Here is a 19,571-nt window from a genome sequence, read left to right on the forward strand (position 1 = left end):
GCGCCCCCTGACACGCCCGTCCCAGCGGGCGGCCACCCCCTTGCTTCGAGCGCACTCGAAGAGCTTGGCTTAGGGGTCATGGAGTACACGCAGCTCGGACGCACGGGTCTCAAAGTCAGCCGCCTGGTGCTCGGCACCATGAACTTCGGTCCCCAGACCGATGAGAACGACAGTCACGCGATCATGGACTCCGCGCTCGGCGCGGGCGTCAACTTCTTCGACACCGCCAATGTGTACGGGTGGGGCGAGAACAAGGGCCGCACCGAGGAGATCGTCGGGTCCTGGTTCGCCAAGGGAGGCGGGCGCCGCGAGAAGACCGTTCTCGCGACGAAGGTCTACGGCAACATGGCCGCCGAGGGTGACGCCTGGCCGAACGCCGACCGGCTCTCCGCCCTCAACATCCGCCGTGCCGCCGACGCGAGCCTGAAGCGGCTCGGTACGGACTACATCGACCTCTACCAGTTCCACCACATCGACCGGAACACGCCCTGGGACGAGATCTGGCAGGCCGTCGACGTCCTCGTGCAGCAGGGCAAGATCCTGTACGCCGGTTCGTCGAACTTCGCCGGCTGGAACATCGCGCAGGCCAACGAGGCGGCCGCCCGTCGCGGTTCGCTGGGCCTGACCAGCGAACAGTGCCTGTACAACCTGGCCGAGCGGCGTGCCGAGATGGAGGTCATCCCGGCGGCGCAGGCGTACGGCCTCGGGGTCATCCCGTGGTCGCCGCTGCACGGCGGGCTGCTCGGCGGGGCGCTCCGCAAGGAGCGCGAGGGCGGCGGCGCGCGCTCGACGTCCGGCCGCAGCGCGGACGCGCTCAAGAGCGCGGCGCAGCGCGACCAGATCCAGGCGTACGAGGACCTGTGCGACAAGCACGACCTGGCGCCCGGTGATGTCGGTCTGGCGTGGCTGCTGACCCGGCCCGGGGTGACCGGGCCGATCGTCGGCCCGCGGACGCAGGCGCAGCTGGACTCGGCGCTCAACGCGGTCGAGCTGAAGCTGTCGGAGGAGTTCCTGTCCGCACTGGACGAGGTCTTCCCCGGCCCGGGGCCGTCCCCGGAAGCCTTCGCCTGGTAGGACCCGGCCAGGCCGGGTCCCGGTGAGAACCGGGGCCCGGCGGGCGGGGCCGGTGGCCGCGGGCGGGCGCGACGGCCTCTCAGCGCAGCAGTGCGCCCGCGACCACCACGACGAGCATCAGGACGAGGGCGGCGGTCACTACACGGGTTCGGGTCTTGGGGTCCACGTGTCGAGGTTAACCGGCCGGGGTCACCGGCCCAGCGGCCAGGTCGCCACCGTCTCGTAGTGGGCGTCCGGCGCCGGGTGGCTGCGCACCAGCGCGAGGGTGTCCGCGGACCACGGCGTACCCAGGAAACCGTCGAGCGCGGCGGCGTACGGGCCGAGGGCCACGCCGCCGCGGCTGCGGGCCAGCGTGAGGTGCGGGGTGTACGCGTGCTCCTGCGCCGGATCGACGCCGGCCTGCCGGGCGGCGCTCTGGACGGAGTCCGCCAGTTCCGCGAGCCGGCCGGTGTCGCCCGCGGCGCCCGCCCACAGCGCCCGCTCGCCGAACCGGCCGCCGCCGGACAGCTGCAGTTCGCAGGGCGCGTACCGCCGCGCGACGGCGGCGAGGCCGTCCCGCAGCGCGGGGAGCGTCCCGTCGGCGACCTCGCCGAGGAAGGCGAGCGTGAAGTGCCATCCGGCGCGTTCGGTCCAGCGCAGCCGGCCGGCTCCGGGGAGCCGGTGGAGCGGGGAGACGGCCAGATCGAGTTCGTCCGCCACCCCGGAGGGCGGCAGGACCGCGGCGAACAGTCTCATGCCGACGGCCTCACGCGGCCGTCACCAGTGGGGCGGCCGCGCCCTCACGGGGCACGAACTCGATCAGCCGGTGGTCTTTTCCCCGGTGCAGGTCCACCTTGAGCCGCAGCCCGCCGACCCGGGCCAGCACCAGGCCGACACCGACCGCCGCGAGCGCCGCGACGAGGCCGCCGGACAGGAACCCGACGCGGGCCCCGTAGGTGTCCGTCACCCAGCCGACGACCGGGCCGCCTATGGGGGTGCCACCGACGAAGACCATCATGTACAGGCTCATGACGCGGCCCCGCATGGCGGGGTCGGAGGCGAGCTGCACCGAGGCGTTGGCCGAGGTGTTGAACGTCATCCCGAAGACGCCGATCGGCAGCAGCAGGAGCGCGAACATCCAGAAGGACGGCGCCACCGCGGCCACCACCTCCAGCGCCCCGAAGGCGAACGCGGCGGCCACCAGCAGCCGCAGCCGGGTCCGTCCGCGGCGGGCCGCGAGCAGCGCGCCGCCGAGCGAGCCCAGCGCGATGATGGTGTTCAGCAGCCCGTAGGTGCTCGCACCGGAGTGGTAGACGTGGTTGACGAAGCCGGTGAGGATGATCGGGAAGTTGAAGCCGAAGGTCCCGATGAACCCGACCAGCACGATCGGCCAGATCAGCTCCGGGCGCCCGGCGACGTAGTGCAGGCCCTCCCGCAGCTGGCCCTTGCCGCGCGGCACCCGCTCGACCTTGTGCAGCTCAGCGGTGCGCATCATCAGCAGGCCGGCGAGCGGGGCGAGGAACGACAGCCCGTTGAGCAGGAATGCCCAGCCGCTGCCGACCGCGGTGATCAGGACACCGGCGACGGCGGGGCCGATCAGCCGGGCGGCCTGGAAGTTCGCGGAGTTCAGCGAGACCGCGTTGCGGATCTCGCCGGGGCCGACCATCTCGACCACGAAGGTCTGCCGGGCCGGGTTGTCGACGACGGTCACCATGCCGAGGGCGAAGGCGATGACGTACACGTGCCAGACCTGGACGTGCCCGCTGAGCGTCAGTGCGGCGAGCAGCAGCCCGAGCCCGCCGAGCGCGGCCTGGGTGCACAGCAGGATCTGCCGCTTGGGGTAACGGTCGGCGATGACACCGCCGAACAGGCCGAAGAGCAGCATCGGCAGGAACTGCAGCGCGGTGGTGATACCCACCGCGAAAGAAGAACCGGTGATGCTGAGCACCAGCCAGTCCTGGGCGATCCGCGACATCCAGGTGCCGGTGTTGGACACCACGGCGCCGGTCGCGAAGAGCCGGTAGTTACGAACCTTGAGCGAGCTGAACATGCCGCACTTCGTGGTCGTATCGGGTTCTTGTCCGGGTGCGGTGTCTGAGCCGGCTGCCGAACTCAATCTAGGTTCGCCTCCCCTGTGTGGCGTTGCGCTTCACTTCTGGTTGTTCCACGTTCTTCTGCACCCGCCGTCCGCCGGTCGGGTATCACTACATCTCGGGTGTCACTGCTTCTCGGAACGTCTCGGGTGTCACTACAGCTGCGCGAGCTTCTCCAGGACCGGCGCGGCGGCACGCAGCACGGCGCGCTCGTCGTCGCTCAGCCCCTCCGTGAGCTGCGCCAGCCACACGTTGCGCTTGCGGCGGCTCTCCTCGAGCATCGCCTCGGCCTGCTCCGTCTGGCTGACGACCACCTGGCGGCGGTCGTCGGGGTGCGGGTCCCGGCGGACGAGGTCCTTGGCCTCCAGCATCGCGACGATGCGCGTCATGGAGGGCGGCTGGACGTGCTCCTTGCGGGCCAGCTCCCCGGGTGTGGCGGAGCCGCAGCGGGCGAGGGTACCCAGCACGGACATCTCGGTCGGGCTGAGCGACTCGTCCACCCGCTGGTGGCGCAGTCGCCGCGACAGTCGCATCACTGCGGAGCGCAGAGAGTTCACTGCGGCGCGGTCGTCCTCGGACAGTTCGGTCACATTCATTAGCGTAGCTCATTACCTAGGCTAAGTAAACCTCACCCATATGAGTGAGTTAGCGCCCGAAAACGACACCTGGAACCACCCCCGGCGGGGACCTTTGGCATATGGCATCGAGAGTGCTCAGCCTGCGTATAGACGCCGACCTGCTGGATCGGCTCCGTGACCACGCCGCCAAATGCGGAACGAGCGTCCAGGACTACGTGGTCCGGACGCTCGTTCGCGACGACTTCGACGAGCGGTTCAAGACCGCCGTCGACGAGACGGAGCGGTTCTACGCCGCTCCGCCGGGGTGAGTGGCACCCCGACACCATCCCGACACCACCCCGACAACACCGGGGCGGTCAGGCCGGGCCCAGGCCGGGCCTCAGGTCAGGCCGAGGGCCGGCATCAGGTAGTAGAAGCCGAAGACCGCCGCGACCACGTACAGGGCCACCGGCACCTCACGGCCGCGCCCCGCGGCCAGCCGCAGCAGGCAGAAGCTGACGAAGCCGATGCCGATGCCGTTGGTGATGGAGTACGTGAACGGCATCATCACCATCGTCAGGAACGCCGGGACGGCGATCGTGAAGTCGTCCCAGTCGATGTCCCGGACGCTGTTCGCCAGGATCAGGAAGCCGACCGCGATCAGCGCGGGAGTGGCGGCCTGGGCCGGGACCATCGTGGCGAGCGGGGTGAAGAACAGCGCGAGCACGAACATCAGCCCGGTGACGATGCTGGCGAGGCCGGTCCTGGCACCCTCGCCGACACCGGCCGTGGACTCCACGAAGCAGGTGTTGGCGGAGCTGGAGGTGGCGCCGCCGAGGGCGGTGGCGATGCCGTCGACCATCAGCACCTTGTTCATGCCGGGCAGGTCGCCCTTCTCGTCCAGCAGGTGCGCCTCGTCGCTGACGCCGAGGATCGTGCCCATCGCGTCGAAGAAGCAGGACAGCAGCACGGTGAAGACGAACAGCACCCCGGTCAGTATCCCGACCTCGCCGAAGCCGCCGAAGAGGCTGACGTTGCCGATGAGTCCGAAGTCCGGGCCGGCCACCGGGTTGCCGGGCCACTCGGGGACGGTCAGCCCCCAGGCCATGCCGGGGATGTCCGCGACCGCGTCGATGATCAGGGCCAGCACCGTCATCGCGACGATGCTGATCAGGATCGCGCCCGGCACCCTGCGGATGATCAGGGCCAGCGTGAGCAGCACGCCCAGGATGAAGACCAGCACCGGCCAGCCGTTGAGGTGGCCGTCCGAGCCCAGCTGCAGCGGGACGGTGGTGTGCGCGGCGTCCGGGATTCGGGTGACGAAGCCCGAGTCGACGAGGCCGATCAGCATGATGAACAGGCCGATGCCGATCGCGATGCCCTTGCGCAGCCCCAGCGGTACCGCGCTCATCACCCGCTCGCGCAGCCCGGTGGCGACCAGCAGCATGATCGCGAAACCGGCCAGGACGACCATGCCCATCGCGTCGGGCCAGCTCATCCTGGGTGCGAGCTGCAGGGCGACGACGGTGTTCACACCGAGGCCGGCCGCGAGCGCGATCGGCACATTGCCGATGACGCCCATCAGGAGGGTGGTGAAGGCGGCGGTCAGCACGGTGGCGGTGACCAGCTGGCCACCGTCCAGGTGGTGGCCGTACTTGTCCACGCCGGAACTGAGGATGATCGGGTTCAGCACGATGATGTAGGCCATCGCGAAGAAGGTGGCGAGCCCGCCCCGGACCTCGCGGGAGACCGACGATCCCCGCTCGGAGATCCGGAAGAAGCGGTCGAGGCCGTTCTTGGGCGGTGCGGGTGACGGGTTCTGGGCGTCGACCGAGGCGGTGGCCGAGGGGGACATGTAGGTCCTCTATTTGTGCGTTCGTACGACTGAAACCAGTCACCGGGGGACCGCTTCAGTATGAACAAACGAGTGATCGAGCGCTATCTCCGCGCGTAGACCCTTGCGGCGACCGGCCGCACCCCACCATGGGGCACCTGCCGGCACCACGTACCCTGACCGCATGAGCAAGTGGAAAGCCACGCACGAGACACCCGAGCCGCTGGAAGCGAACGACATCGCGACCGTCCTCGTCGGCACGGTCGTCTGGTTCGTGCTCTTCATCGGGCAGCTCCCCTTCTACGGCTGGTACGCCGACCACGGCCACGCCTGGTGGATCTGGACCTGCCTCGCCGGCAGCCTGCTCGGCCTCTTCGGCCTCTGGTACGTCCGGAGGCGCAACGCGGCCCTGCAGCGGGAAGCCGCACAGCGCGAAGCCCGGCAGGACGGCCGGAACGTCACCCCGTAGAACATCACCCCATACCCGTCCGAACGGTCACCCGGACCGCTCCGTCCGGCGGGTGAACCGGGCGAACCGCACGTAGCGTCGGTGCCATGACGGATCGCACGGACATCCAGGTCGTTGCCCGCAACGCCGGACTGACCAGCAGTGAGGTCGCCGAGCGGGTGGCCCGGGGCGAGGTGAACGACGTTCCGGTGCGGTCGTCGCGCTCCACCACCGAGATCGTCAAGGCCAACGTCTTCACCCGGTTCAACGCCATCATCGGCGTGCTCTTCCTCGTCATCCTCGTCGTCGGACCGATCCAGGACGGCCTCTTCGGCTTCGTCATCGTCGCCAACACGGCGATCGGCATCATCCAGGAGATGCGCGCCAAGAAGACCCTCGACAGCCTCGCCGTCATCGGCGAGGCCAAGCCCACCGTGCGCCGCGACGGCACGGCCGTCGAGATCCACACCTCCGCGATCGTGCTGGGCGACCTCATCGAGCTGGGCCCGGGCGACAAGGCCGTCGTCGATGGCGAGGTCGTCGAGGCCGAGGGGCTGGAGATCGACGAATCGCTGCTCACCGGTGAGGCCGACCCGGTGCTGAAGAAACCGGGCGACCCCGTCATGTCCGGCAGCTTCGTCGTCGCCGGCGGCGGCGCGTTCACCGCCACCAAGGTCGGCCGGGGGGCCTACGCCGCGCAGCTCGCCGAGGAGGCGTCCCGCTTCACCCTCGTCAACTCCGAACTGCGCAACGGCATCAGCGAGATCCTCAAGTACGTGACGTGGATGATGGTGCCGACCGCGATCGGCCTGATCATCAGCCAGCTCGTGCTCCAGGACCACAACTGGCGCGAGGCGGTGCGCCGTACGGTCGCCGGCATCGTGCCCATGGTCCCCGAGGGACTGGTGCTGCTGACCTCCGTCGCCTTCGCGATCGGCGTCATCCGGCTCGGCCGCAAGCAGTGCCTGGTGCAGGAACTCCCCGCCATCGAGGGCCTGGCGCGGGTCGACGTCGTCTGCCTCGACAAGACCGGCACCCTCACCGAGGGCGGGATGGACGTCACCGGGCTGCGGATGCTCGACGGCGCCACGGAGCCGTACGTCCAGCAGGTGCTCGGCGCGCTCGGCGGCTCCGACCCGCGGCCCAACGCCAGCCTTCAGGCGATCGTCGCCGCCTACCCGGTGACGGTGAAGGACGGGGCCGGAAGCGACGGCTGGCGGTGCACCGAGGCGCTGCCCTTTTCCTCCGCGCGCAAGTACAGCGGCGCCGCCTTCAACGAGCCCGACGGCGACAGCAGCACCTGGCTGCTCGGCGCGCCCGACATCCTGCTGCCCACCGGCCACACCGCCCTCGCCGACATCGACGAACTCAACAACCAGGGCCTGCGGGTGCTGCTGCTCGCGCGCACCGACCGCCGGCTCGACGATCCGGGCGTCGCCACGGACGTCGTCCCGCAGGCGCTGGTCATCCTGGAACAGCGGCTGCGCCCCGACGCCGCCGACACCCTGCGGTACTTCGAGGAACAGGGCGTCCACGCCAAGGTCATCTCCGGCGACAACGCGATCTCGGTCGGCGCGGTCGCCGGCAAGCTCGGGCTGCCCGGCGCGGAGCACCCGGTCGACGCCCGCCAACTGCCCACCGACCGGGACGCGATGGCGGACGTGCTGGAGAACGGCGCGGTCTTCGGCCGGGTCACCCCGCAGCAGAAGCGCGACATGGTCGCCGCGCTCCAGTCCCGGGGCCACAACGTCGCGATGACCGGCGACGGCGTCAATGACGTGCTCGCCCTCAAGGACGCCGACATCGGCGTCTCCATGGGCTCGGGATCCGAGGCGACCCGGGCCGTCGCGCAGATCGTGCTGCTCAACAACAGCTTCGCGACGCTGCCCTCGGTGGTCGCGGAGGGCCGCCGCGTCATCGGGAACATCACGCGGGTGGCGACGCTGTTCCTCACCAAGACCGTCTATTCGGTGCTGCTGGCGCTGCTGGTGGTCTTCTGGCAGGTGCCGTATCCGTTCCTGCCCCGCCATCTGACGCTGCTGTCCACCCTGACCATCGGTGTCCCGGCGTTCTTCCTGGCGCTCGCTCCCAACAAGGAGCGGGCCAAGCCGCACTTCGTACGACGGGTGATGCGGTACTCGGCGCCCGCGGGCGTCATCTGCGGGGTGGCGACGTTCGGCGAGTACCTGCTGGCCCGCCACCACTACACCGGTGACGGGGCGCTGGACGCCGAGACCAGCAACGCGACCCTCACCCTGTTCCTGATCTCCATGTGGGTGCTGGCCATCGTCGCCCGCCCCTACACGCTGTGGCGGGTCTGCCTGGTGCTGGCGATGGGCGCGGGCTTCCTGATCGTGCTGGTCACGCCCTGGCTGCAGAAGTTCTTCGCGCTCAAGCTGGTGGGTACGGAGGGTCCGTGGGTGGCGGTGGGGGTCGCTCTCGCGGCCGGGCTCGTTCTGGAACTGGTCTGGCGAACGCTCCGCGTCCACGACAGCGACTGACGACCCGCCGGGATACCGCGGACACCGGGAACACCCGGGATGCGGCGGTTACTTCACGAACTCGGCGGCGTTCTCCTCGGCCCACACCGCGAAGCTGCGCGCCGGGTGACCGGTCAGCTCCTCGACGGCGGTGGTGAGGTCGACGGGCTTGCCGTCGGTGGAGCGCCAGTAGTCGAGCAGGCCGTCGGCGTAGGCGGCGGGCACGTACTCCGCCATCTCCGCCTTCCAGGCCTCGGGGTGACGGCGTCGAACGTGAAGGGCCGGCCGGTGGTGCGGGATCAGTGGTCGTCGTCGGGCTGGGCGTTGCGCGGCATGAGCCACACGAGGCCGGTGCTGAGGAGCGCGACGCAGGCGACGACGATCAGGCTGTAGGTCATGGCGTGGGCCTCGTCGTCGGAGGCGAGGGTCTTGAAGTAGACCGTGGTGACGACGGCGGCGCCGATGGCGTTGGCGAGCTGCTGGACGGCGCTGAGGGAGCCGCTGGCGCTGCCGGCTTCCTTGGGGTCGATGTCACCGATGGTGACGTCGTAGATGGTGCCGAAGCAGGTGCCCATGCCGAGACCGATGATCAGGATCGGGGTGAGCAGCGACCAGGTGCCGAGGTCGGTGCCGTAGGCGTGGACGAGGGCGAGCAGCCAGCCGGTGCCGATCAGGGTGATCAGCAGGCCGATGAGGACGAGGTTGCGTCCGAGCTTGCCGACGAGCTGGTAGCAGGCGATGGAGGCGACGACGATGCCGGCGGCGACGGGGGCGAGGCCGAGCGCGGCGCGCATCGGGGAGTAGCCCAGACCGTTCTGCAGGAAGAGCGAGAGGACGAACAGCAGTCCGGCGTTGGCGGCGAAGAACACGATGCCGAGGATGAGGCCGGAGGTGAAGCCGCGGTTCTTGAGCAGCGACGGCTGGATGAGCGGGCTGGCGGCGGTGCGCTGGCGGTGGCAGAACAGGCCGAAGAAGACGAGGCCGGCGGCGAGCGAGGCGAACGGGACGAGGTTCCAGCCGTTGGAGGAGCCCTCGATCAGGCCGTAGAGCAGCCCGAGCATGGTGCCGGCGAGCAGGCCGGAGCCGATGCCGTCGACGGCGGTGGTGGAGTCGCCGGTGTCCTTCGGCAGGAGCTTGACGGCGGCGACGATCGCGAAGCCGCCGAGCAGGATGTTGATGAGGAACATGGAGCGCCAGCCGGCGCCGAACAGGTCGGCGTCGATGAGGAAGCCGGCGAGGATCGGGCCGCCGACGGCGGAGATGCCGAGGGTCGGACCGAAGGCGCTGAACGCCTTGCCGATCTGGTCACGCGGGAAGACGGCACCGAGGATGCCGAAGCCCTGCGGGATCAGAAGGGCGCCGAAGGCACCCTGGACGAGGCGGGCGACGATGATCGAGGCGGGACTGAAGGACAGTCCGCAGGCGATGGAGGCGACGGTGAAGCCGGTGAGGCCGACGAGGAAGACGCGGCGGCGGCCGAATTTGTCGCCGAGGCGTCCGCCGACGACGAGGAGCACACCGAGCGCGAGGGCGTAGGCGGCGCCGAGCCACTGGATGAGGGCGGCGCCCCCGTTCAGGTCCTTGCTGATGGTGGGTGCGGCGATGTTGGTGATCGTCGCGTCCAGGAGGTCCAGGACGTCGGCGATGAGGATGACGGCGAGGACGGCCCACCGCCGGTTCGGCGAGACGGCCTCGGCGGCCGTGGCAGGGGAAAGCGTGAGTGTGGACATGAGAGCTGGTCTTTCGGAGAGAAGGGCGCGGCCTGAGCCGCGTAGGATGCAACCGCGGCGATCAGATTGCGCCGCGCAGATGTTGCGTCACGCACATAAATCTGGAGCAAGAAGGACCCGATGTCAAGCCGAAAAGAATTGCTCGCCCGGATCGCCGACGAGAGCCAGCGCCACTACGCCGCCTGGACGGTCTTCAACCAGGCCATGGCCGACCACCTCGGCCTGCACCCCACCGACCTTCAGTGCCTGGGTCTGCTCGGCATGGAGCCGGAGCCGCTGAGCACCGGGCGGATCGCCAAACTGACCGGCCTCACGGCCGGCTCCGCGACCCGGCTCGTCGACCGTCTGGAGAAGGCCGGCCTGGTCGTCAGGACCGCCGACCCCGGCGACCGCAGGCGCGCGCTCGTCGCCCTCGCGCCGGAGGCGCTCACCAGGGTCGGGGAAGCCTGGGACGAGCCCGGCGAGGCCTTCACCGAGATCCTCGACGGGTACAGCGACCGCGAGCTCGACGTCATCGCCGACTTCCTGGGCCGCGCCACCGAAGTGGGGCGGGCCCAGGCGGCCAGACTCAGCTCAGGCCACTGACGGCCTGGTTCGGAGTCACTCCCTAGTCGAACCAGCGGGCGCGGGCCAGTTCCTCCGTGCGGGACGAGTCCTCCAGCAGCGCCGCGAGCTCGAAGCGGCGCTGCCACTGCCCCGCGGCCCACGCCAGCCCGGCCGCGACACCCTCGACGGTCGCGGCGTGCAGGACGCCGTCGACGTAACGCCAGTCCAGCTCCGTGCCGCCCGCCACCACGAGCTCCTCGTGCTCGACGTACGACCGGGGAGCCGTCGGCAGCAGCTCGTGCACGGCCGCCGGGACCTCGTGGGTCTCCCCTTCGGAGACCACCGGCGCGTCGTACGCCTCGCTCAGCCGGCGGACCTGGAACAGCTCCGCCAGATCCCCCGCCCGGTACGGCGGTACCGGCAGCAGCGGCTGCCCGGCGGCCAGCGGCAGCAGGTCCGGGGCGTCCGCGACCAGCGCGTCACCCGCGTCCACGACGCACACCTCGCCGTCGACGACGGCCCGCAGCTCGTCCGGCAGCGTCACCTGCTGAGGGTCGAGCGCGGCCAGCGCCGCGTACAGCCGCAGCAGCTGCGCGGAGGTCACCGGCCGGTCCGGGTCGGCCAGCCGCGCCAGCAGCTCGGCGCCGCCGCCCGGCTCGTCCAGCAGCGCCGACACCGTCGTCCGGACGCCCAGCGCGCGCAGCACCTGCTCGTCCACATCGACATCGGCCTCGTCGTACAGCCCCGCCAGCAGCGGATCGCCCCCGGCGGCCCGCAGACCGACCGGCCGGCGGCCGTCCAGCACGGGGTGGTCGCGCAGCCACCACGCCGAGTACGCACGCACCGACTCGGTCGTACCGTCCGGTAGCAGCACCCGTACGGGCGCGGTGATCGCGTCGCGCAGCGGCGGCCGGGACAGCATGGCCAGCGCCTGCGGCCACGCGTCGTCGTCGACCAGATCCAAATCCCGGACCGCGACGATCTCCGTGGCGACCGGCGGGACATCCGTCTCCGGCAGCCGGTCCAGCACGTCCTCGCACCACACGTCGACGGCGTCCAGCAGGCCGACGTCGTCCGGCTCTGCCCAGTCGCTCTCGCGCGGCTCCAGCTCGTCCGGATCCAGCACCACGTCAGCCGCCCGCACCAGCGCGAACGTCGCCAGCACGCCCACGGCCGTCAGCGGTTGCTCGCCCCAGCGGTCGGCCAGCTCCTGGTCCACGGGGGCGAGTTCGCCCTCCCGCAGCACCTGCTCCAGCGCGCTGCCCGGCAGCACCAGCTCGCCCGCCGGGGCCAGTTCGCCCTCGTCGTCGGGCAGCGCCAGCGCCCCCAGCCACGGCTCGTCGCCCGGCACGAGACCCGCCGCCTTCACCAGCCCGAGCACGACCTCCGCCAGCTCGTCGGCGTCCAGGCCGTCCTCGTCCCAGATCTCCCCCGAATCCAGCGAACCGGCGACGGCCGCCCGCACCTGCGGGGTCGTCAGCACGGCGTTCGGCGTCGCGAACAGCGCGCCCAGCTTCTCCAGCAGCGGATGCACCGCCTCGGGGTCGGCCACCTTCAGCCCCAGCCGGGCCAGCGGCGCGAGGTCCACCCCGCCGTCGGGCAGCGGCAGCAGCACCTGGCGCGGACCGACGACCGTCCGGCCGTCCGCCAACGGCACCGGCAGGCCCGTCAGCCGGTCCGGATCCGTCCCGGCCAGCGCGTCGTACAGCCGGCGCCACCAGACCGCCGGGCGCTCGGCGCCCGCCAGCCGGTCGATCGCGTCGGCCAGCGACAACCGCGCCACACCCAGCGCACGCAGCTCCGGGCGGCGCTCAAGACTCGCCGGCAGCAGCGTCGGGAACACCTCGGCGAGCACACTGACGGCCTCCGCCTGCGCACCCTCCACGACCTCGGCGTCCACCGGCCGCAGCGCCTCGCCCTCGACCACCGGACCGCCGACCCCGCCGTCCCACCGGCCCTCCGCCACCTCGGGCGCGTCGCCGCTCATCGGCACCGCCACCGCCCGCGGCAGGAACGCCGTACGGGGCAAACCGGCCAGCACCTGCCGGCGCAGCTCCGCGTCCAGCTCCCCCTTGCCGAGCGGCCCCGGCACCAGGTCCACGATGCCGGCCCCGACCGGCTGCCAGTCGCGCAGCAGCTCCACATACGTCTCGGCCGCCCGCGCGACCAGGAAGTCCGTCAGCGGACCCGGCGCGGCGTGCCGCCGGCTCGGATCCATCGGGAACGACGCGATCAGCAGCGCCGGCAGGCCCAGCGGCTCGTCCGTCGGCGTCGGGGCGTGCACCACGCCCGCCGTACGCGGCCGGCCCGGCGAACCGTCCCCGTCCACCGGCACCGCCCAGGTCACCGACCACACCGGCCGCAACCGCTCCTCCACCGGCCGGTCCGCCAGCAGCCCCGCCTCCAGCGGACCCGCCGCCGACGCCACCCGCCACCGGGTCGCGGCACCCGCCGCGCTGTCCTCCACGAGGACCGTTCCGTCGTCCTGACGCTGCGTCAAAGTCCTTACGCCGTCCGGCGTGTCGACCACGACCTCGGACAGCCCCGGCAGCGTCAGCAGCAGCGCGTCGTCGATCCCCGCCAGCAGCCGCTCCGCCAGATCCTCCGCGGCACCGTCCCGCAGCGGCAGCAGCACGACCGTGTCGTACCCGTCCGGCGCGGAGCCCTCGGCCGGGAACGGCAGCCGCAGCAGCGGCACATGCCCGTCCCGGCGCCGCAGCTCGTCCGCGAGCCCCGGCGTCTCCGCCGCCAGCGCCCTGGCCTCCGCCAGCGACCACCGCACACCCCCGGAGCGCCCGACCACCGCCGGCTCGTCACTCACCGCCAGCACCGACGCGAACCCCACGCCGAACCGGCCGACGGTGGTCTCCGCGTCCTCCCGCTTCGCCGACGCCCGCAGCGTCGACAACGACTCCACCCCCGCGGCGTCCAGCGGCGCCCCGGTGTTCGCCGCCGCCAGCACGGCGGGGCTGTCGCCCTCCGCCGCGTGCAGCGTCAGCCGCAGGCTGCCCCGCACCCCGGCCCGCACCGCGGCGTCCGCCGCGTTCTGCGCCAGCTCGACGACGAGCCGGTCCCGGTAGCCGCCGAGCGCCAGGTCCTCCTCGGCGTTGGCGTCCTCCCTGAACCGCGCCGCCGACGCCGCCCACGCGTCCAGCACCCCGCGGCGCAGCCGCCCCGTCCCGAAACCATCCGCCGCCGCTGCCCCGCCGGATTCCCGTACCGCCGCTGCGCCGCTCACGTCGGTGTCTCCCTCGCCTCGCGTAATCCCCTGCCTGGGGAAGGTATCGCTTCATGCGCCTCCGGCGGACCTGGCGGGTAGGTCAGCCCCTGCCGACGGGGCGGTGCGGGACGCGGGTCCCGCGACACCGCCACGCCTGCGGCGGGCCGCACCGCCTCCGGCGGGGGGTGCACGTACGCGGCCCCCCCGCGACGCCGTCACGCCTGCGGCGGGCTGTTTCCCACCCACCCGCCCTGTTCGCCTACCGGCCGGGTCAGACGGGCGGGTACCCCGCAGGCCCATTGCGCCTACGGCGGCGGGAAGTGCCGGTACGCGGGTCCCCGCAGCACCGTCACGCCTGCGGCAGGCTGTTTCCCACCCACCCGCCCTGTTTGCCTGCCGGCGGGACCCAGACGGGCGATGGCCCGCGGGCCATCGCGCCTGCGGCGGCGGGGAGTGCCGGTACTCGGACGCCCGCAGCGCCGTCACGCCTGCGGCGGGCTTGCCCCCACCCCCGCCCCTTGCCTGCTGGCCAGGTCCAGACGGGCGGGTGCCCGCAGGCCCGTCGCGGGTACCGGTACGCGGACGCCCGCAGCGCCGTTGCGCCTGCGGCGGACTATCCCCGCCCTCCCCCAACCTTTGCCGTCACGAATGCACGTCACAAACAACAGCCGCGCTCCCGCAGGCCGGCTGTAACGCGAAGGGACCGGGGCCGCCTGGGGGCGCCTCCGGCCGGAGGCTAGGGGAGGGGTTGCTCGAAATGCTGCCGAGCTATTTGTGGGCCGCTGGGGGCACCCCGGCCGGAGGTTGGGGGATCGTCAATAGTCGATTTCGAAGCCCCGGCCCGGAGGGCCCCGGCACCGGAGCCCTCAACGGCCTAGGAGTGACCCAGCTCCTCCGCCGGCGTCGACTCCTCCACCGACCCGTGCCGATCCGGATGCAGCACCAGCGGATCCACCTCATTGATCTCGTCAAGAGTCATCGGCGCCGGCACCGGCGGCTTCGGCATCACCGCCGCCTCCGAGTGCCCCCCGCACCCGTACCCGAGCGACACGACACGCCCGTCCGCCGGCGAGAACTCGTTCGCGCAGATGCCGAACGCCTGCCGCAGCGAGCCCGCGATCGGGACGAAGAAGCCGCAGCTGAGGCAGTTGGCCGGGGCCGCCTGGGCCATCGGCGTCTTGGGGCCGAACTCTTCCTCCCAGCGGTCGGCCGCGGCGTGCAGGCCGAACCGCGAGAGGACACGCCGGCGGCCCATCCCGATTTCCCCGGCGATCGCGCCGATGCTGCCGATCGCGGGAAGCGCGGCCGCAGGGCCGGACAGCTCGGCGTCCTCGGCCTCGACGACGTCGGCGAGCTCCTCCGACACCACGGAGTTCGGCAGCGGCGCGTCCTCGCCGCTCCATCCGGGTTCGAGACGGAGATCGTCGGACTCGGTCGGCAGCAGGTCGCCGGGCCCCATGTCACCCGGCCGGAGCCGCTCGCTCCACGGCACCCACTCGGGGGCCAGGATCGAGTCGTCGCCGGGCAGCAGCACGGTCTCGTCGATGGTGATGTTCTTGGCGCGCGAGGCCCGCGTGAGCGTCGTGGCCCAGCGCCACCCGCGGTACGCGGGTTCCTTGCAGGCGAAATAGTGAGTGACGACGCGGTCGCCCTCGGCGACGACGCCAAGATGCTCGCCGACCGATTGCGGCCCGGCGGCCTCCTCGGTCACAGCCAGCGCGACATCGACCGCCTCGGCGCACAGGCGGTCTGGGGTACGGCTTCGCATCGCAGCACTCACAAGAATCGATTCTCTCCGTTACGCCGTCTCACGTGTGCGCCGCCGGAAGCGGGCGGGGGCCAAAACGGAGCGGACCTGCGGACCGCGTCGACGCTTCTTTCCCTACCCGAACGACCTCGGGCGCACCTGTTGGCACCCATTCTGCGCGATCGCACGCTACCCGTGCGCACCGCGTGCGCAAAGGAGGGGGTGACAGGCAGCTCATTTGGGGCAGGATGGCCTTCGTGGCAAGCGTAGTGACGTCCGGCCCGGGGCCCCTCCGCAGGGCAGGACGCGCCCTGGTGAGCGCGGCGCGGCGGTCCGGTGGGGCCGTGCGCCGCCGCATTCGGCGGTCCACGCACGCCCACGGGGCGGGCGAGTCCGGACTCGCGAAACTGATCGAACTGCACGCGGTGAATTCTGCTGGCGACATGTTGATCACGATCGCTCTCGCCAGCACTGTGTTCTTTTCGGTACCGACCGGCGAGGCGCGCGGCCGGGTGGCGCTCTATCTTCTGGTCACGATGGCGCCATTCGCGTTGCTCGCGCCGGTGATCGGCCCGCTGCTGGACCGGATGACGCACGGCCGCCGGGCCGCCATGGCGATGGCGATGCTGGCGCGGGCGGTGCTCGCCTGGACGATGGCGTCGGTGGTGACGACGGCGGGCCTCGGCCTGTACCCGGCGGCGCTGGGCGTGCTCGTGGCGTCGAAGGCGTACGGCGTGGTGCGCAGCGCCGTCGTACCGAGACTCCTGCCAGGACAGACGACGCTGGTGAAGGCGAATTCGCGGGTCACGCTGGCCGGGCTGCTGGCCACGGCGATCGCGGCGCCGATCGGCGCCGGGCTGCACATGATCGGGCCGCAGTGGCCGCTGTACGGGGCGTTCGTGGTGTTCGCGGGCGGGGCGCTGCTGTCGATGTCGCTGCCGCACAAGGTGGACTCGGCGAAGGGCGAGGCGAAGGCGCGGTTCGCCGAGCTGCGGGCCGCCGACACGGGCGGTGCCGGCGACGGCATCGACACGCCCGGCGCCGGCCTGCCGGGCGACGGGCTGCGCGGGCCAGGACGCAAGCCGGGGCTGCTGGGCGTCGGATCGTCCGTGCTGCACGCGCTGCAGGCCAATTCCGGGCTGCGCGCGCTGTCCGGCTTCCTGACGATGTTCCTGGCCTTCCTGCTGCGCGAGCACCCGTTCAGCGGACTGACGCCGGCGTTCTCGCTGGGCATGGTGGCGGTCGCGGCGGGCGCGGGCAACGCGCTGGGGACCGCGCTCGGGGCGTGGCTGAAGTCCCGCGGCCCGGAGATCATCATCGCGATGGCGTTGATCGGCGCGCTCGCGGCGACGACGGTCGCCGCGCTGATGTACGGCACGGTGACGGTCGCGGCGGTCGCGGCGGTGGCCGGTATCGCCCAGGCGCTGAGCAAGCTGTCGCTGGACGCGCTCATCCAGCGCGACGTCCCCGAAGAGGTCAGGACGTCGGCGTTCGCCCGTTCGGAGACCGCCCTGCAACTGTCATGGGTCGTCGGCGGCGGGCTCGGGATACTGCTGCCGCTGATCGGTTCGCTGGGGATGGCGGTGGCGGCCGGCCTGGTGCTGGTGGGCTTCGTCCTGTCGGTCCGCGGCCTGATGGGCGCGGCCCGCCGCGGAACGGCCCGCCCGCGCGTGGCGTGACGCACCGACGGCCGGACGGCCCGCCGCACGACCTCCCGTGCCACCTCCCGCCGCGCGACCTCCCGCCGCGCGACCTCCCGCGGCGCGACGCCACGCCGTACCCCCGCGCGGCGGGAAGCCGACCGCCCGGTAGCCTCACCTCCATGAGCATTCGCCGCGCTGCCGCCGCCCTCGGTGCCGTGTCCCTCGGGCTGGTCCTCCTCACCGCTTGTGAGAAGCCGACCCCGCTGGCGACCGTGACCGTGGGCACCAAGACCGTGACCACCGAGGCCACTGACAAGTGCTACGCCAAGGGCAAGAAGCTGCCGAGCGCGATCTTCATCGCGTGCCTGAGCGCCGCCCCCAAGCACACGATCAAGGTCAAGCCGGGTGAGAAGATCCGGGTCGGCGTCGACCCGTCCATCGGTGAGAAGGGCTGGCTGATCGCCTCGGGCGTGAACCAGAAGACGGACGTCCTGAAGGACGAGACGTACTGGACGCTCACCGAGTCCGCCGGGATCTTCACGGTCAGCGACCCGCAGACCGGCAGCTCGATGCCGCTCAAGAACGCCACGCTGAACATCGTCGGCAGTTCCGACGCCACTGCCGACAACGTCTTCGGTGTCTGGCAGTTCAAGCTGGAGAAGGCCGCATAGCGGGTCCGCGGAGATGCGTCTGCTGGTGGTGACCGCGGTGGCGGCGGAACGGGATGCCGTGACCGCGGGACTGTGCGCGGCCGCGCACCCCGCGGTGCACTGCGACGTGATCGCCGCAGGAGTCGGCCCGGCCGCCGCGGCGGCCGGCACGGCCACCGCGCTGGCCTCGGCGGACTCCCCGTACGACCTGGTGGTCTCCGCCGGGATCGGCGGCGGCTTCCAGCCCGCCGCTCCCCTGGGGTCGGTGGCCGTCGCGGAGACCATCGTGGCTGCGGACCTGGGCGCGCAGACGCCCGACGGTTTCCTGCCCGTCGCGGAACTGGGCTTCGGAGTGAACGAGCACCGGCCGCCCGCCGCGCTGAGCGCGGCCGTGGCCCGGGCGCTGGGCGCGGTCCACGGACCGGTCCTGACGGTGTCCACGGTGACCGGAAGCGCCGAGCGGGCCGCCGAGCTGGCGGACCGCCATCCCGGTGCCGTCGTCGAGGCGATGGAGGGGTTCGGCGTCGCGGAGGCCGCGGCGGCGCACCGCGTACCCGTGCTGGAGATCCGTACGGTGTCGAATCCGGTGGGCCCGCGCGACCGCGCGGCCTGGCGGATCGGGGCGGCGCTCGCCGCGCTGACCGGGGCTTTCGGGAAACTCCCGGCGGCGCTCGACGGTGAGGACCTGGGGACCTGACATGAAGATCGCGTATTCGCCCTGCCCGAACGACACCTTCGTGTTCCACGCGTGGGCGCACGGCCTGGTGCCGGACGCGCCCGCCCTGGACGTGACGTTCGCGGACATCGACATCACCAACACCCTGGCCGAGCAGGGCGCGGAGTGCGAGTACGACGTGCTGAAGGTGTCGTACGCCGTCCTGCCGTGGGTGCTGGACGAGTACGCGCTGCTGCCGTGCGGCGGCGCCCTGGGCCGCGGCTGCGGCCCGCTGGTGCTGACCCGCGACCCCATGAGCCTGGCCGGGAAGACCGTCGCGGTGCCGAGCGAGCGCTCGACGGCGTATCTGCTGTTCCGGCTGTGGGCGGCGGCCGAAGTGCCGGAGGGTATCGGCAAGGTCGTGGTCATGCCGTTCCACGAGATCATGCCCGCGGTGCGGGACGGCCGGGTCGACGCGGGCCTGGTCATCCACGAGGCGCGTTTCACGTACCAGCAGTACGGGCTGCACAAGCTCGCCGACATGGGCGAGCACTGGGAGGACACCACCGGCCTGCCGATCCCGCTCGGCGCGATCATCGCCAAGCGGTCGCTGGGTGCCGAGCAGCTGAACGCGCTGGCGGACGCGATCCGGACGTCGGTGCGGATGGCGTGGGACGACCCGGCGGCCTCGCGCGACTACGTGCTGGCCCACTCGCAGGAGATGGACCCGGCGGTCGCCGACCAGCACATCGGGCTCTATGTGAACGAGTTCACGGCCGACCTCGGTGAGGACGGCTACGCGGCGGTCCGCGGCCTGCTCACCCGCGCGGCGGCCGAGGGACTGGTACCGCCCCTCGGCCCCGACGCGCTGACGTTCTGACGCCGCGAATCCCCCGCGACCCATAGGGCGTGTTG

17 protein-coding genes are annotated in these 19,571 nt (G+C 71.9%); 9 read left to right on the top strand and 8 right to left on the bottom strand.

All coding sequences use genetic code 11. From position 1 onward, the window contains the following. The first annotated feature begins 78 nt into the window (after positions 1–78). Positions 79–1,074 carry an aldo/keto reductase gene (locus tag C8250_RS20325; protein WP_138353504.1) on the top strand — a complete coding sequence of 332 codons (996 nt, stop codon included), beginning with the start codon at positions 79–81 and terminating at the stop codon, positions 1,072–1,074. A gap of 189 nt (positions 1,075–1,263) precedes the next feature. Here C8250_RS20325 and thpR read toward each other — a convergent pair whose 3' ends face one another. The 3 genes from thpR to C8250_RS20340 all read right to left on the bottom strand — a co-directional run bounded on the left by thpR (position 1,264) and on the right by C8250_RS20340 (position 3,742). Beyond that, positions 1,264–1,809: an RNA 2',3'-cyclic phosphodiesterase gene (gene thpR, locus C8250_RS20330; RefSeq protein WP_138353503.1), complete on the bottom strand. Its 546-nt coding sequence runs from the start codon at positions 1,807–1,809 to the stop codon at positions 1,264–1,266. A gap of 10 nt (positions 1,810–1,819) precedes the next feature. Next, a complete protein-coding gene (locus C8250_RS20335) occupies positions 1,820–3,103 on the bottom strand; it encodes an MFS transporter (protein ID WP_187144918.1) in 1,284 nt (427 codons plus the stop codon). Positions 3,104–3,301: 198 nt separating this feature from the next. Next, positions 3,302–3,742 carry a MarR family transcriptional regulator gene (locus C8250_RS20340; protein WP_138353501.1) on the bottom strand — a complete coding sequence of 147 codons (441 nt, stop codon included), beginning with the start codon at positions 3,740–3,742 and terminating at the stop codon, positions 3,302–3,304. Between the two features lie 101 nt (positions 3,743–3,843). On the opposite strand from C8250_RS20340, the gene C8250_RS20345 reads away from it, so the two are divergent. Continuing rightward, positions 3,844–4,032: a ribbon-helix-helix protein, CopG family gene (locus C8250_RS20345; protein WP_138353500.1), complete on the top strand. Its 189-nt coding sequence runs from the start codon at positions 3,844–3,846 to the stop codon at positions 4,030–4,032. A gap of 71 nt (positions 4,033–4,103) precedes the next feature. Here C8250_RS20345 and C8250_RS20350 read toward each other — a convergent pair whose 3' ends face one another. Further along, positions 4,104–5,558 (bottom strand): NCS2 family permease, encoded by a 1,455-nt coding sequence (locus C8250_RS20350; protein WP_138353499.1) that lies wholly within the window; start codon positions 5,556–5,558, stop codon positions 4,104–4,106. 163 nt (positions 5,559–5,721) lie between these two features. Here C8250_RS20350 and C8250_RS20355 point away from each other — a divergent pair, with 163 nt between their 5' ends. Both C8250_RS20355 and C8250_RS20360 read left to right on the top strand, forming a co-directional pair. After that, a complete protein-coding gene (locus C8250_RS20355; RefSeq protein WP_138353498.1) occupies positions 5,722–6,006 on the top strand; it encodes a DUF2530 domain-containing protein in 285 nt (94 codons plus the stop codon). An 86-nt stretch (positions 6,007–6,092) separates the two neighbouring features. Then, positions 6,093–8,486 carry an HAD-IC family P-type ATPase gene (locus tag C8250_RS20360; RefSeq protein ID WP_138353497.1) on the top strand — a complete coding sequence of 798 codons (2,394 nt, stop codon included), beginning with the start codon at positions 6,093–6,095 and terminating at the stop codon, positions 8,484–8,486. Positions 8,487–8,534: 48 nt separating this feature from the next. Here C8250_RS20360 and C8250_RS20365 read toward each other — a convergent pair whose 3' ends face one another. Together C8250_RS20365 and C8250_RS20370 are read right to left on the bottom strand one after the other, a co-directional pair. Next, positions 8,535–8,702: a hypothetical protein gene (locus C8250_RS20365; protein WP_164295951.1), complete on the bottom strand. Its 168-nt coding sequence runs from the start codon at positions 8,700–8,702 to the stop codon at positions 8,535–8,537. A 62-nt stretch (positions 8,703–8,764) separates the two neighbouring features. Then, a complete protein-coding gene (locus tag C8250_RS20370; RefSeq protein ID WP_138353496.1) occupies positions 8,765–10,195 on the bottom strand; it encodes an MFS transporter in 1,431 nt (476 codons plus the stop codon). A gap of 120 nt (positions 10,196–10,315) precedes the next feature. On the opposite strand from C8250_RS20370, the gene C8250_RS20375 reads away from it, so the two are divergent. Further along, the gene (locus C8250_RS20375) at positions 10,316–10,780 is read left to right on the top strand and encodes a MarR family transcriptional regulator (RefSeq protein WP_138353495.1); all 465 of its coding nucleotides are present in this window, start codon (positions 10,316–10,318) and stop codon (positions 10,778–10,780) included. A 22-nt stretch (positions 10,781–10,802) separates the two neighbouring features. On the opposite strand, the gene C8250_RS20380 is transcribed toward C8250_RS20375, so the two are convergent. Together C8250_RS20380 and C8250_RS20385 are read right to left on the bottom strand one after the other, a co-directional pair. Beyond that, on the bottom strand, positions 10,803–13,979 hold the full coding sequence (locus C8250_RS20380; RefSeq protein WP_138353494.1) for a molecular chaperone Hsp90: 3,177 nt from the start codon (positions 13,977–13,979) through the stop codon (positions 10,803–10,805). An 856-nt stretch (positions 13,980–14,835) separates the two neighbouring features. Continuing rightward, positions 14,836–15,729: a DUF3027 domain-containing protein gene (locus tag C8250_RS20385; protein ID WP_138358926.1), complete on the bottom strand. Its 894-nt coding sequence runs from the start codon at positions 15,727–15,729 to the stop codon at positions 14,836–14,838. 227 nt (positions 15,730–15,956) lie between these two features. Here C8250_RS20385 and C8250_RS20390 point away from each other — a divergent pair, with 227 nt between their 5' ends. The 4 genes from C8250_RS20390 (at position 15,957) to C8250_RS20405 (ending at position 19,536) form a co-directional block, all read left to right on the top strand. Next, positions 15,957–17,387 (top strand): MFS transporter, encoded by a 1,431-nt coding sequence (locus tag C8250_RS20390; protein WP_138358924.1) that lies wholly within the window; start codon positions 15,957–15,959, stop codon positions 17,385–17,387. A 143-nt stretch (positions 17,388–17,530) separates the two neighbouring features. Next, positions 17,531–18,022, top strand: coding sequence for a hypothetical protein (locus C8250_RS20395; RefSeq protein ID WP_138358922.1), 492 nt, complete (start codon positions 17,531–17,533; stop codon positions 18,020–18,022). Between the two features lie 13 nt (positions 18,023–18,035). Then, positions 18,036–18,698, top strand: coding sequence for a futalosine hydrolase (locus tag C8250_RS20400; protein ID WP_138358920.1), 663 nt, complete (start codon positions 18,036–18,038; stop codon positions 18,696–18,698). Between the two features lies 1 nt (position 18,699). Beyond that, positions 18,700–19,536 carry a 1,4-dihydroxy-6-naphthoate synthase gene (locus tag C8250_RS20405; RefSeq protein ID WP_138358918.1) on the top strand — a complete coding sequence of 279 codons (837 nt, stop codon included), beginning with the start codon at positions 18,700–18,702 and terminating at the stop codon, positions 19,534–19,536. The last annotated feature ends 35 nt before the right edge of the window (positions 19,537–19,571 follow it).

Origin of the sequence: Streptomyces sp. So13.3, assembly GCF_005860785.2 — a bacterium.
In the GTDB taxonomy this organism is placed as follows: domain Bacteria; phylum Actinomycetota; class Actinomycetes; order Streptomycetales; family Streptomycetaceae; genus Actinacidiphila; species Actinacidiphila fildesensis.